Origin of the sequence: Glycomyces niveus (genome assembly GCF_017592475.1) — a bacterium.
Taxonomy (GTDB): domain Bacteria; phylum Actinomycetota; class Actinomycetes; order Mycobacteriales; family Micromonosporaceae; genus Glycomyces; species Glycomyces niveus.
Genome location: NZ_JAGFNP010000017.1, coordinates 1 through 12,244 on the forward strand (window position 1 = coordinate 1; position 12,244 = coordinate 12,244).

Below are 12,244 nucleotides of genomic sequence, written 5' to 3' on the forward strand. Positions count from 1 at the left end.
GACATCACCCACAAGACGAGAAGCCATTCATGTTCCGCCGGACCCTCCTGCGCCCCAAGGCAAAACACCGAGACCGGCCCCCGCGGTCGGGAGTGTCGCCCGCCCCGCAACCCACCCGCAGCCCGCCACTCGCCCCCATCCCCATTCCCACCTCTTCGTCGCTGACCGCTTGAACCGCAACCCGATACCGACCGATAGCGTGCAACCGGGCACTGGTCATCGACAGCGAGGGGCGGACTCGACATGGCAGGCGATCCGGAGCTGCAGCGACGGCTACAGCACGTGTACTGGATCGGAGGCGGCAGCGGGGCAGGGAAGACCACGGTCGCAAGGCGATTGGCGGAACGCTACGGGCTTCGGTACTGCGGCACCGACGAATCGATGCAGGACCACGCGCGGCGGACCACCGCCGCCGAAGCGCCCCTGCTCCACCAGTTCATCGGGATGAGCATGGACGAGCGCTGGGTGGACCGGTCGCCCGCGACCATGTACGAGACCTTCCACTGGTTTCACGGCGAAGGCTTCCACCTCATCGTCGAAGACCTGCTCGCGATGCCGCCCGGCCAGGGGATCGTCGTCGAAGGGTTCCGGCTCCTGCCGTCGCTCGTCGCGCCGTTGCTCGCCGACCGGAGTCGGGCCGTGTGGCTGCTGCCGACCCCCGACTTCCGCGCGTTCGCGATCGACAACCGGGCCAAGACGCCGACCGGGCCGCCCGGCTTCGTGCACCGGACCAGCGACCCCGAACGCGCCGGCCGCAACATCGCTGAGCGCGACCGGTACTTCGTCGAGCGTCTGCGCATCGAGACCCGCGAACTCGGGCTGCAGGCGATCACCGTCGACGCAGCAGGCGAGAACGAATCCGTCGACCATGTGGCCGAGCACTTCGGTCTCGCCTGACCCCTCGAAAGAACCCCTGGGCTAGAAGCCGTCGCGCTCGCGCCAGTGGCGGCGGTGGGCGTCGACCGACCAGGCGGAGATGCGGTCGATGTCGGCCTCGGCGGGCAGCGGCGTCGCACCGGACTCGAGCAGGCCGACGATGCGGGTCCGTACGGCGTCGATCTCGGCGAGCACGTCGCCGATGTCCTTGACACCGCCCGATTTGACGTGGAGGACTCGTTCGCGGTCGGCGTCGGGCATGGGGAGCGTGAGCCGCCCGTGCTCGGCGATCTCCAGGCCCTGCAGGCCGAGGCGGAGCGCGTGCGAGGCGTACTTGACGTCGTAGCCGTAGCGCTCGACGAGTTCGGGCCGGTTCGGCACCGAGCTCTGGCGGCCGCGGCCGAGGAGGCGATCGGTCTGGCCGTCGAGGTAGCCGATGAAGCGCTGGACGGCGAGCCGCGAAAGGAACGCGGGCGCGAGCGCGCGCAGTTCCTCGCCGAGGTCGGTCACCGTGTAGACCGAGGCCGCAGGAGCGAAGAGCGGCAGCAGGATCGTGGGGTTGCCGGCGATGGCGAGCTTGAGGAACTTCCGCAGCGAGTACATGACGAGGTCGGTGTCGCCGTGCCCGGAGCGGTGCCCTTCGGGCTGGGTCCGCCACACGTAGTGGTCCATGGGGCCGCGCAGGCCGATGACGCAATCGGGCGGTTCGACGAAGACGCCCATCTCGTCGTGGTCGTCGGTGCCGGCGATGGCGATGCCGTGCAGGCCCGAGCCGACCTCGGTGCGCAGGATCTCGCCGGAGCGGGCGATCGCCGCGTCGCCGTGCTCGGTGTGGAGGAGGGTCTCGGTCATGCGGGTCAGCTTGCCAAGTTCCGGCCTGTGACGCGAGCGAGATTCGCGCCCTGAGGGGATTGCATGGCCGGGAGGCGGGAATCCGCTGAACGGTCCCGGTCGCCCTTGATCGCGGTGACAATGGGCCGGACCGGGCGTGACCAGCCTCGTCGATGCGTGGGGAGACGCAGATGAACAGCGCACCGTACAAGGAGTCGTCGAGTAAGGCGCCCTTTGTGATCGTCGGGGGCGGCCTGGCCGCCTCGAAGGCCGCGCAGACGTTGCGCGACGAAGGGTTCGAGGGCGACCTGGTGGTCGTCACGGGGGAGGCGCACCGGCCGTACGAGCGGCCGCCGCTGTCGAAGGACTACCTGCGCGGCGAGGTCGACCGGTCGAAGGTGTTCACCGTCGACGAAGGATGGTACGAGCACAATGTGGAGCTGCGCACCGGCGAGCCGGCGACCGGGCTGGATTCGGCGCGGCGTCGGCTGACGCTGGCGGACGGTTCCTCGCTCGACTACAAGAAGCTCCTCATCGCCACCGGTTCGAGCCCGCGGCCGCTGCCGATCCCCGGCGCGGACCTGCAGGGCGTGTACCTGCTGCGGACGGTCGAGCAGTCGGACCTGCTGCACGCCGCGATCGAGAAGGCCGAGCACGTGGCCATCGTCGGCGACGGCTGGATCGGCATGGAGGTCGCCGCCTCGGCCAGGCAGCTCGGCCGGGAGGTGACGGTGTTCGGGCTCGGCGCGCAGCCGCTCGAGCGCGTGCTCGGCCCCGAGATGGGCCTGGTCTTCGGCCGCCTGCACACCGACCACGGCGTGGAGCTGCTGCGGCGCACCCAGGTCGCGAAGATCATCGGAGAGGACGACCGCGCGGTCGCGGTCGAGACCGAGGACGGGCGCAGGGTCGACGCCGACGTGGTGCTCCTCGCGGTCGGGGCGACGCCGAACACGGGTCTGGCCGTGGAGGCCGGGATCAACCTGCGCTCCAAGGAGTTCGGCGGCGGGATCGCGGTGGACGGGACGCTGCGCACGAGCGGCCCGGACGTGTGGGCCGCCGGCGACGTGGCGAGCATCCCGTCCGTCCAGTACGGACGGCCGATCCGGGTCGAGCACTGGCAGACCGCGCTCGACACCGGACCGCACGCGGCGAGGGCGATGCTCGGGGACGAGACGCCGTACGACAAGCTGCCGTACTTCTTCACCGACCAGTACGACCTCGGCATGGAGTACCTCGGCTTCGTCGCCGGGCCGGACGCCTACGACGAGGTCGTGGTCTCGGGCTCGGTCGAGTCGCTCGAGTTCGCGGCGTTCTGGACGAAGGCCGGGCGGGTGCTCGCGGGCATGACCGTGAACACCTGGGACCGCATGGCCGAGGTCGAAGTGCTCATCCGCGCGGCCGAGCCGCCGAGCACCGAGACGCTGCAATCGTTCCGCTGAGCGGCCCGGATCTCGCCGTTCGCATCGAACTTCAACTGAATGTGACCATTCATTGACGTTCAGTTTTGGCGGTCTGCCGACCGGGCATCCCCGGCGGGCGAGGCACCGAGCGGTGCTCGCAGTTGCACGAGGGGAGACCAGCGATGACACATCTGCCCGCGCGGCGGGGCCTGTCGGATCCGATGCATCTGATGGACGACTTCACCGCGTACATGAACCAGGTGATGGGCCCGTACTTCTCGCCGCTCGAGACCGGGGAGGGCGCGTGGTCGCCGACCGCGGACGTGAGCGAGAACGACGAGGCCTACCACGTCGACATCGACCTGCCCGGTGTCGAGAAGCAGGACATCACGATCGACCTGGAGGGCCAGGAGCTTTCGGTGACCGGTGAGGCGAGGAAGCTCGAGCACATGGAGGGGGCGACCGCGCGCCGGTCCGCCCGGAGCATCGGGAAGTTCGAGTTCGCGGTGCGGCTGCCGCACCCGGTCGACGCGGCGTCGTGCACGGCCGAGTTCACCGACGGCGTGCTGTGCATGACCCTCCCGAAGACCGCCTCGGGGGATCACAAGACGATCGAGATCACCTAGCGGGAAACCGCCCCGCGCGAGGCGGGGCGGCTCCGTGGCGCGGCGGCGCTAGCCGACCGCGTAGGTGTCGATCGCGGCGAGTTCGTCGGCCGTGAAGTCGAGGTTGCCGAGGGCGCCGACGTTGTCCTCGAGCTGCTTGACGCTCGAGGCGCCGATGATGACGCTGGTCATGCGCTCGTCGCGGAGCGCCCAGGCGAGGGCGGTCTGGGCGAGGGTCTGGCCGCGCCCGGCGGCGATGTCGTTGAGGGCGCGCACGCGCGCCATCTTCTCCTCTTCGAGGGCGTCCTCGTTGAGGAAGACGCTGGTGCGCACGCGCGAGTCCTCGGGGATGCCCTTGAGGTACCGGTCGGTGAGGAGGCCCTGCGCGAGGGGGCTGAAGACGATGCAGCCCGCGCCGACCTCGTCGAGGGCGTCGAGGAGGCCGTCGCGCTCGGTCCAGCGGTTGAACATCGAGTAGGACGGCTGGTTGATCAGCAGCGGCGTGCCGAGGTCCTTGAGGATCGCGGCGGCCTGGCGCACCTGCTCCGAGTTGTAGTTCGAGACGCCGACGTAGAGCGCCTTGCCCGAGCGCACGATCGCGTCGAGCGCGCCCATGGTCTCCTCGAGCGGGGTCTCGGGGTCGGGGCGGTGGTGGTAGAAGATGTCGACGTAGTCCAGGCCCATGCGGGCGAGGGACTGGTCGAGCGAGGAGACGAGGTACTTGCGCGAGCCCCAGTCGCCGTACGGGCCGTTCCACATGTGGTACCCGGCCTTGGAGGAGATGACGAGCTCGTCGCGGTAGGGCCGCAGGTCGTCGGCGAGGATCCGCCCGAAGTTCTCCTCGGCGCTGCCGGCGGGCGGGCCGTAGTTGTTGGCGAGGTCGAAGTGGGTGACGCCGAGGTCGAACGCGCGGCGGACGATCGCCCGCTGGGTCTCCAGGGGCCGGGTGTGGCCGAAGTTCTGCCACAGGCCGAGGGAGATGGCGGGGAGCTTGAGACCGCTGCGGCCGGAGCGGCGGTACTGCATGGTCTTCTCGTAGCGGTCGTCCGCGGGAAGGTAAGTCACGTTCTGCAGCCTATCCGGTCCGGCAAGCGTTGTATCCGCCCTGGTCGGCGCTGGCGGGCCGCGCATCAGGAAGGTGAACGCCAGGTTGACGACCCTGAAGGTGGCCGCCAGGTGAACTAGGCGTGCGGGTCGAACTTGTAGCCGAGGCCGCGCACGGTCACGAGGTGGCGGGGCTTGCCCGGTTCGGGCTCGATCTTGGAGCGCAGGCGCTTGACGTGGACGTCGAGGGTCTTGGTGTCGCCCACGTAGTTCGCGCCCCAGACGCGGTCGATGAGCTGGCCGCGGGTGAGCACGCGCCCGGCGTTGCGCAGCAGCATCTCGAGCAGCTCGAACTCCTTGAGCGGCAGCTGCACGTCGGCGCTGTTCACGGTGACGGTGTGGCGGTCGACGTCCATGCGCACCGGCCCGGCCTCGAGGACGGTGACGATCGGGTCGTCGGGCTCGGCCGAGCGGCGCAGCACCGCGCGGATGCGGGCCACGAGCTCGCGGGAGGAGTAGGGCTTGGTGATGTAGTCGTCCGCGCCCAGCTCCAGGCCCACCACCTTGTCCACTTCGGAGTCCCGGGCGGTGACCATGATGATCGGCACGTTCGAGTGCGCCCGCAGCTCGCGGCACACTTCGGTGCCGGACTTCTCGGGCAGCATCAGGTCGAGCAGGACCACGTCGGCACCGGCGCGCTCGTACTCCTTGATGGCGGCGTCGCCATCGGCGGCCACGGCCACCTCGAAGCCCTCCTTGCGGAGCATGTAGGAGAGGGCATCGGAGAACGATTCCTCGTCTTCAACTACGAGCACGCGGGTCACGAGTGAACCTTTCTAGAAGGCCGGCTTGCTGACTATGTTCCGATTGCATCCGAGTCCGGTGCCGTGGCGTCGGACGGAAGGGAACGGGCAGGCAACATCAAGGTAAACACTGATCCGGCTTCGGGCATACTGGACACTTCGACCCTACCCCCGTGATTGACCGCGACGTGCTTGACGATCGCCAGGCCGAGGCCGGTGCCGCCGGTCGAGCGCGACCGCGCCGCGTCCACCCGGTAGAACCGCTCGAAGATCCGGTCGAGCTCTTCGGCGGGGATGCCGATCCCCTGGTCACGCACGGCGATGCACACCATCTGGACGCCCGCGAGGTGCCCGGACGGGGAGGCGATCGAGGTCGAGACCTCGACCGACGTGTCCTCGGGTGAATAGGAGATGGCGTTCCCCACGAGGTTCTTCACCGCGGTCACCAGCTGCGACTCGGAGCCGAGCACTTCCGCGCCCCGCACGCCCGAGTACTTGAGCTCGATGCCCTTCTCCTCGGCCGAGATGCGGGTCTGGTCGAACGCCTCCGCCACGATCCGGTCGACCTCGACCGGCTCGGGGTCGGGCAGCTTCTCCGCGCCCTGCAGCCGCGACAGCTCCAGCAGATCGGTGACCAGGTGGTTCATGCGCTTGGACTCGGACTGGATGCGGGTGGCGAACCGCGCCGACGCGTCCGGGTCCTCGGCCGCGTCCTTGAGCGCCTCGGCGAGGATCTGCATCGCGCCGACCGGGGTCTTCAGCTCGTGGCTGATGTTCGCGACGAAGTCGCGGCGCACGCGCTCGACGCGGTGCAGCTCGGAGATGTCCTGGAACTCGGCCACGGACACGCCGTCGGGCAGCGGCGTGATCCGCACGCTCACCGCGCTCGGCTCCCCCATGACCTGCTTGGGGACCTCGATCTCGGCGTCCCGGTAGCGCCCGGAGCGGCGGGCCTGCGCGAGCAGCGCCCGCAGGGTGAGCGAGACGATCTCGTGGTCGTCCACCAGTCCCAGGTCGCGGGCGGCCCGGTTGGTGTAGAGGACGCGGTTGTGGTCGTCGACCAGGCACACGCCGGTGCGCAGCAGGTCGGTCGCGGCCTCCCAGGGGCGGGAGTCGGCGACGGGGGCGGTGCGGACTTCGGGGCGGGGGGCGCCGCGGTGCCGGGTGCGCAGGAGCGCGGCGGCGGCGGCGCCGAAAGCGGCTCCCGCGGCCAGGCCGGTGAGGACACGGCCCGCGCTCTTGCGCAGGCCCTCCAGCGGCGGCGTTTCGTTGTGGGCCACGACCCCAGATTAAGACCGAAACGGCCCGGCGTCGAACGCCGGGCCGTAACGGATGTCACCTTCTGTTAACACAGGGTGCGCATTCGGGTCGATATCGCGCCTACTTCTTGCCCTGCGCGGCCACCGCGGCGGCCGCCTCGGCGGCGGCCTCGGGGTCGAGGTACTCGCCGCCGGCCTTGAGCGGCTTCAGGTCCTCGCCCAGCTCGTAGCGCAGCGGCATGCCGGTGGGGATGTTGAGCTTGACGACGGCCTCGTCGGTCATGCCGTCGAGGTGCTTGACGAGGGCGCGCAGCGAGTTGCCGTGCGCGGCCACGAGCACGGTCTTCCCGGCCTTGAGGTCGGGCACGATGCCGTCGTACCAGTACGGGAGCATCCGCTCGAGGACGTCCTTGAGGCACTCGGTCGCCGGGAGGATCTCGGGGGCGAGCTCGGCGTAGCGGGCGTCGCCGTCCTGCGCGAACTCGGAGCCGGCCTCGATCGCGGGCGGCGGCACGTCGTACGAGCGGCGCCAGGTCATGAACTGCTCCTCGCCGTACTCGGCGAGCGTCGCGGCCTTGTCCTTGCCCTGCAGCGCGCCGTAGTGGCGCTCGTTCAGGCGCCAGGAGCGCTTGACGGGGATCCAGGAGCGGCCGGCCTCGGCGAGCGCCAGCTCGGAGGTGTTGATGGCGCGGCGCAGCAGCGAGGTGTGCACGACGTCCGGCAGCAGGCCGGCCTCGGCGAGCAGGCGGCCGCCGCGGCGGGCCTCGTCCTCGCCCGACGCCGACAGCTTCACGTCGACCCAGCCGGTGAACAGGTTCTTGGCGTTCCATTCGCTTTCGCCGTGGCGAAGCAGCACGAGAGTAGCGGTCATGCCCCCTATCCTGCCGTGCCGTTCCCCGTCCTGCCGTCCGGTCGGCGCACAGGTGTGGCGGGCGTCGCCCCGCACGTCCACGCCTTGGGAAGTGCGGCCCGGCACCGGCGGCGACACCGCCGGTGCGACGCCTGCTCCGGTCCCACTCGCCCCGCTCGTGACGTTTCATGACGCATAGTCCACGTTGTGGGATGGTGTGCCAATCCATGATCAGGACCTTGTGGACGGCCGAAGCGGCCGATAGCGTCTGGTCAGCGCGCGGTCACAGGCGCCAACCGAGAGACCGCGCGCCGTGAATCACCCTGCACTGGAAGGAGTCCGAATGACCAGGGGACCTCGGTCCACTCTAGCCTCCGTCGCGCGCCGCCTCGGCGCGGCGGCCGCGCTCGCCGTGCTCGTCGCGGGCGGCACGGTCGCCGTCCCGCAGGCCGCCCGCGCCGGCGGCGTCACCTACACGATGAGCTGCGACGACTGGTGGTCAGGCACTTCCACCCTCGTCGGCGACGACTACGGCGAGACCACCCGGTTCCGCTCCCGCGCCACCTCCTGCGGCTCCCACTACGCCTGGGTCAACGTCTACTACGCCAACTCCAGCGGCAGCGGCAGCACCGGCAAACGCCAGTCCTCCAGCCAAGCCCAGGTCGGCGACCCCGTCACCCTCCGCTACTACCGCAACGGCGTCTACAAGTCCTGGCACTCCGGCTGCGGCTCAGGCTGCTACAGCGCCTGGTCGTATGCCTGACCGCACCCGGGGCCGGGCCGCGCTCGCCGTCCCGGCCCTGCTCGCGGCCGCCCTCCTGACCGCCTGCGCCGAGCCCCCCGAACCGATCGACCGCGCCACCGCCGAAGCCGTCCTCGCCGACAACATGGCCGCCGCCGACCAGGTCCAGGCGGCCCTCGAACGCGTCGCCCGCCTCTGCGTCGAACTCCAGGGCTTCACCGTCCACCCCGTCCCCAACGAGTACGCCGAGCACCCCGGCCTCGACGACCTCCTCGGCTTCTGGGTCTACTCCGCACCCGATCTCACCCTGCCCCCCATGGAGATCTACGGCATCGAAGTCGACAACCCCAACATCACCCTCGTCATGGAAGGCGACGGCGGCCAGGACGTCCACACCGAACCCGACCCCTTCACCGCACTGCCCCAAGCAGACCAGGACGCCTACTTCGAGGCCTACTTCGGCTCGCCCGGCATGGAGGCCGAAACCGTGATCCTGCCCGACGTCGGCGAAACCGAACGCGCCGGCGGCGGCTGCATGCGCGAAGCCGAAGACGCCCTCGCCGACGGCGCCTACCCCGACTACCTCAACCACGCCGGCCTCGCCGGCGCCCGCGGCGGCACCGACTGGGAGGGCGACGACCGCGTCGTCGAAGCCCGCGCCGCCTGGGCCGACTGCATACGCGAGTCCGGCCGCGACCACGAGGAGCCCGCCCACCTGCGCGGCGCCCTCCAGTCCCGGGCCGCGGACTTCAAGGCCGCCTGGCAGATCGAAGGCTCGATGACCCTCCGAGAAGCCGAGGCGGCGTTCGGGGAGGAGGTGCTGGCGGCGGCGGAGGCCGACGCGGCGTGCCACGCCGAGTCCGGTCTGGAAGACGTGCAGGTCGAGGTGTTCTGGGAGTACCTGATCGCGTACGTGAGCGGCCACGAGGAGGCGTTCTACTCGTTCCACAAGCGTGCCAGCGAGATGCAGGCGCGCGCCCAGGAGATCCTGGCGGACGGGACCCTCTAACTCGGCGGGCCTGAGGTGCTCGAACGCGGTGAGGTTCTTCGTGGACTCGCCGCGGGCGAGCCGCCAGCGCCATTCCTCCTCGATGGAGGAGCGGAAGCCGAGTTCGAGGATGGCGTTGAAGGTCTCGTCGGCGGCTTCGAGGACTTGGCCGAGGACGCGGTCGAGTTCGTCGGCGGTGATCGCGGTGAGCGGGAGGCGGCCGACGAGGTGGATGTCCTCCTCCTCGTCGACCGCGAACGCGACGGCGTACAGCTTCCCGTTGCGGCGCAGCAGTTCCGCCCAGACCTGCTCGTGCTGCTCCTCGGGCTTGCGGGCGACGAAGGCTTCGACGCGGAGGGCGTGGTCTTCGATGACGAGCCCGCAGGCGATGTTGAGTTTGCGCTGCCCGGGGAGGTTGACGACGACCGAGCGGGGGGTGTCGGCGCGGTAGTCGGCGCCGATCGCGTCGAGCGCGGCCTGGAGCTGTTCGATCACCGGTCCAGGGTAATCGCCTGGGAGCGGGCGAGGAGGGCGCGGCGGTAGGCGCCGCTGAGGCCTTCGGCGGTGGCCTGCCAGGAGAAGAGCGCGGCGTGGGTGCGGGCGCCGGCGGCGAGGCGTTCGCGCAGGGCGCCGTCGCCGAGGAGGCGGGCGAGGGCGGCGGCCCAGTCGTCGGCGGCGTGGGAGTCGACGAGGAGCCCGGAGGCGCCGTCGTTGACGGCGGTGGTGAGGCCGCCGACCTTCGCGGCGATGACCGGGGTCCCGGCGGCCTGCGCTTCGAGGGCGACGAGCCCGAAGGACTCGTTGTAGGAGGGGACGGCGACGGCGTCGGCGGCCCGGTAGACCTGGGCGAGCGCTTCGCCGGAGCGGGGGGTGCGCCATTGGACGCGGTCGCCGAGGCCGAGTTCGCCGGCGAGTTTGGGCAGCCAGTACAGGTCGGTGTTGGAGGGGCCGCCGACGAAGACGGGCACGATGCGTTCGGCGAGCGCGGGGTTGGTCTCGCGGAGGCGGGCGAGGCCGCGCAGGAGCACGTCGGGGGCTTTGGCGGGCTGGATGCGGCCGACGAAGGCGACGACGAGGGCGTTGTGGGGGAGGCCGAGGGCCTGGCGGGCGGCGTACCGGTCGCCGGGGCGGAACACGCCGAGGTCGACGCCGGGATGGATGACTTCGACGCGGCGTTCGTCGGCGCCGTAGTACCGCTGGAGTTCGGCGGCTTCGGCGGCGGTGTTGGCGATGAGGAGGTCGGCTTCGGTGGTGATCTGCTCCTCGCCGACGACGCGGCCGATCGGTTCGGGCGAGTCGCCGGCGGCGAGCTGCGCGTTCTTGACCTTGGCGAGGGTGTGGAAGGTCTGGACGAGGGGGACGCCCCAGCGGTCGGCGGCGACCCAGGCGGCCTGCCCGGAGAGCCAGTAGTGGGCGTGGATGAGGTCGTAGTGGCCGGGCCGGTTGTGGGCTTCGGCGCGCAGGAGCCCGCCGGTGAAGGCGCACAGCTGGGTCGGGAGGTCGTTCTTGGAGAGGCCTTCGAAGGGCCCGGCGGGGAGGTGGTGGACGAGGACGCCGGGGGCGGCTTCGACGGTGGGGGGTTCTTCGGAGCTGGTGGCGCGGGTGAAGACCTCGACTTCGACGCCGGAGCGGGCGAGTTCGCGGGCGGTGTTGAGGACGTAGACGTTCATGCCGCCGGCGTCGCCCGTGCCCGGTTGGGCGAGCGGGGAGGTGTGGACGGAGACCATCGCCACGCGTCTGACGTGGAGCTTTCGGCATCGTGCCCTGAAGGCCGGCGTGCGCCGCTGCTGCATGTGGTGGTCCTCTCCCGCGGGGGCTTGGCGAAGCTCGCGAGCCTAGATGCGCTGCTCGTCCCCTGAAGCAACGCGCAAAACCCTCGCAATACTTCCGTGTCCGGGTGTTCACGCACAACCGCCGCAACCGCGGAAGTGACGAACTCCGCATTTCGTCAAGCCGTTTCGCGACATGACGCTCCGGGCCGCGCCGTCGCCCCGGCAGGGGTGAAGTTGGAAATTCCCTCGCGACACGACCGGGAATGAGCCTCAAATCCGGGCAAGTCGTCCATGATGGGGAGACTTGTCATCACAGGGGGGAGACAACACCATGAGCACTGCAACCGTGCCGGCCGCGAGGCAGCCCACGATGTCGCCGGTGTCGAAGTTCGGTGCGACGCACTCGCTGCGCCGCCTGCCCGTCCAGGAGCGTTCCGCCGCGCGCGTGCGCCGCATGCTCGACGCCGCCGCGGATCTGATCGAAGAGGTCGGCTACGACCGGCTCTCGACCACCGCCATCGCGCAGCGCGCCGACGTCGCCATCGGGTCGGTCTACCAGTTCTTCGGGGACAAGCGCTCGCTCGCCGAAGCGCTGAGCCAGCGCTATATCGACCTGTACTTCGAGCGCCTCGCCGCCCGTTTCGACGCCGAGCCGCCCGCCGACTGGCGCGCCGGGGTCGAGGTCGCGATCGACGAGTACGTCCAGATGTACCGGACCGCGCCTGGCTTCCGCGTCCTCCACCTGGCCGACGCCATCGACCCGGGCCGCGCCGACGCCGTCACCACCGGCGGCGACGTCATCGCCGACCAGATCCTCGCCGGGCTCGCCCAGCGCTTCGGCATCGGCGGCGACGACGAGCTCAACAAGACCGTCACCGTCGCCGTCGAGACCGGGCAGGCCCTGGTCCGCCTCGCGTTCCGCCGCGACCCGGAGGGCTGCACCGCGTCGATCGCCGAGGCCGGCGACGTCGTCTGCGACTACCTCGCACGCCGCCTCTGAGGGTTGGTCCCAGGCCACTCAAACGACCGCGCCGGGGCATGCGACCGCACTGGGCCGACTAGTCTCGTAGTCGA

General features: G+C 70.5%; 12 protein-coding genes and 1 pseudogene. 6 read left to right on the plus strand and 7 right to left on the minus strand.

Annotation, left to right across the window (positions count from 1 at the left end; all coding sequences use genetic code 11):
* Window positions 1-243 precede the first annotated feature (243 nt).
* Window positions 244-897, plus strand: a complete 654-nt coding sequence (locus tag J5V16_RS22810; protein WP_208499419.1) for a shikimate kinase — start codon at window positions 244-246, stop codon at window positions 895-897.
* A gap of 21 nt (window positions 898-918) precedes the next feature.
* Here J5V16_RS22810 and J5V16_RS22815 read toward each other — a convergent pair whose 3' ends face one another.
* A complete protein-coding gene (locus tag J5V16_RS22815; RefSeq protein ID WP_208499421.1) occupies window positions 919-1,728 on the minus strand; it encodes a nucleotidyltransferase domain-containing protein in 810 nt (269 codons plus the stop codon).
* A 170-nt stretch (window positions 1,729-1,898) separates the two neighbouring features.
* Here J5V16_RS22815 and J5V16_RS22820 point away from each other — a divergent pair, with 170 nt between their 5' ends.
* Together J5V16_RS22820 and J5V16_RS22825 are read left to right on the plus strand one after the other, a co-directional pair.
* Window positions 1,899-3,146 carry an NAD(P)/FAD-dependent oxidoreductase gene (locus J5V16_RS22820; protein ID WP_208499423.1) on the plus strand — a complete coding sequence of 416 codons (1,248 nt, stop codon included), beginning with the start codon at window positions 1,899-1,901 and terminating at the stop codon, window positions 3,144-3,146.
* A gap of 191 nt (window positions 3,147-3,337) precedes the next feature.
* On the plus strand, window positions 3,338-3,733 hold the full coding sequence (locus tag J5V16_RS22825) for an Hsp20/alpha crystallin family protein (protein ID WP_208499425.1): 396 nt from the start codon (window positions 3,338-3,340) through the stop codon (window positions 3,731-3,733).
* 48 nt (window positions 3,734-3,781) lie between these two features.
* On the opposite strand, the gene mgrA is transcribed toward J5V16_RS22825, so the two are convergent.
* The 4 genes from mgrA to J5V16_RS22845 all read right to left on the minus strand — a co-directional run bounded on the left by mgrA (window position 3,782) and on the right by J5V16_RS22845 (window position 7,689).
* Entirely contained in the window at window positions 3,782-4,777 is a 996-nt protein-coding gene (gene mgrA / locus J5V16_RS22830) for an L-glyceraldehyde 3-phosphate reductase (RefSeq protein ID WP_307793045.1), read from the minus strand.
* A gap of 116 nt (window positions 4,778-4,893) precedes the next feature.
* Entirely contained in the window at window positions 4,894-5,580 is a 687-nt protein-coding gene (locus J5V16_RS25645; protein ID WP_208499429.1) for a response regulator transcription factor, read from the minus strand.
* 32 nt (window positions 5,581-5,612) lie between these two features.
* Window positions 5,613-6,839, minus strand: a complete 1,227-nt coding sequence (locus J5V16_RS24750; RefSeq protein WP_208499431.1) for a sensor histidine kinase — start codon at window positions 6,837-6,839, stop codon at window positions 5,613-5,615.
* A gap of 100 nt (window positions 6,840-6,939) precedes the next feature.
* A complete protein-coding gene (locus tag J5V16_RS22845) occupies window positions 6,940-7,689 on the minus strand; it encodes a phosphoglyceromutase (protein ID WP_208499433.1) in 750 nt (249 codons plus the stop codon).
* Window positions 7,690-8,011: 322 nt separating this feature from the next.
* Here J5V16_RS22845 and J5V16_RS22850 point away from each other — a divergent pair, with 322 nt between their 5' ends.
* Together J5V16_RS22850 and J5V16_RS24760 are read left to right on the plus strand one after the other, a co-directional pair.
* A complete protein-coding gene (locus J5V16_RS22850) occupies window positions 8,012-8,431 on the plus strand; it encodes a hypothetical protein (RefSeq protein ID WP_208499435.1) in 420 nt (139 codons plus the stop codon).
* Window positions 8,424-9,419, plus strand: a complete 996-nt coding sequence (locus J5V16_RS24760) for a hypothetical protein (RefSeq protein WP_243901590.1) — start codon at window positions 8,424-8,426, stop codon at window positions 9,417-9,419. Before J5V16_RS22850 ends, J5V16_RS24760 begins: the two co-directional genes overlap by 8 nt.
* 162 nt (window positions 9,420-9,581) lie before the next feature.
* On the opposite strand, the pseudogene J5V16_RS24765 reads toward J5V16_RS24760, so the two are convergent.
* Window positions 9,582-9,893: pseudogene (locus J5V16_RS24765) on the minus strand (YbjN domain-containing protein); the annotation flags it as partial.
* Entirely contained in the window at window positions 9,890-11,191 is a 1,302-nt protein-coding gene (gene mshA, locus J5V16_RS22860) for a D-inositol-3-phosphate glycosyltransferase (RefSeq protein ID WP_208499438.1), read from the minus strand. The gene mshA and the pseudogene J5V16_RS24765, both read right to left, overlap by 4 nt.
* Window positions 11,192-11,501: 310 nt before the next feature.
* Between mshA and J5V16_RS22865 the strand changes: the two genes are divergently transcribed.
* Window positions 11,502-12,170, plus strand: a complete 669-nt coding sequence (locus tag J5V16_RS22865; protein ID WP_208499441.1) for a TetR/AcrR family transcriptional regulator — start codon at window positions 11,502-11,504, stop codon at window positions 12,168-12,170.
* The last annotated feature ends 74 nt before the right edge of the window (window positions 12,171-12,244 follow it).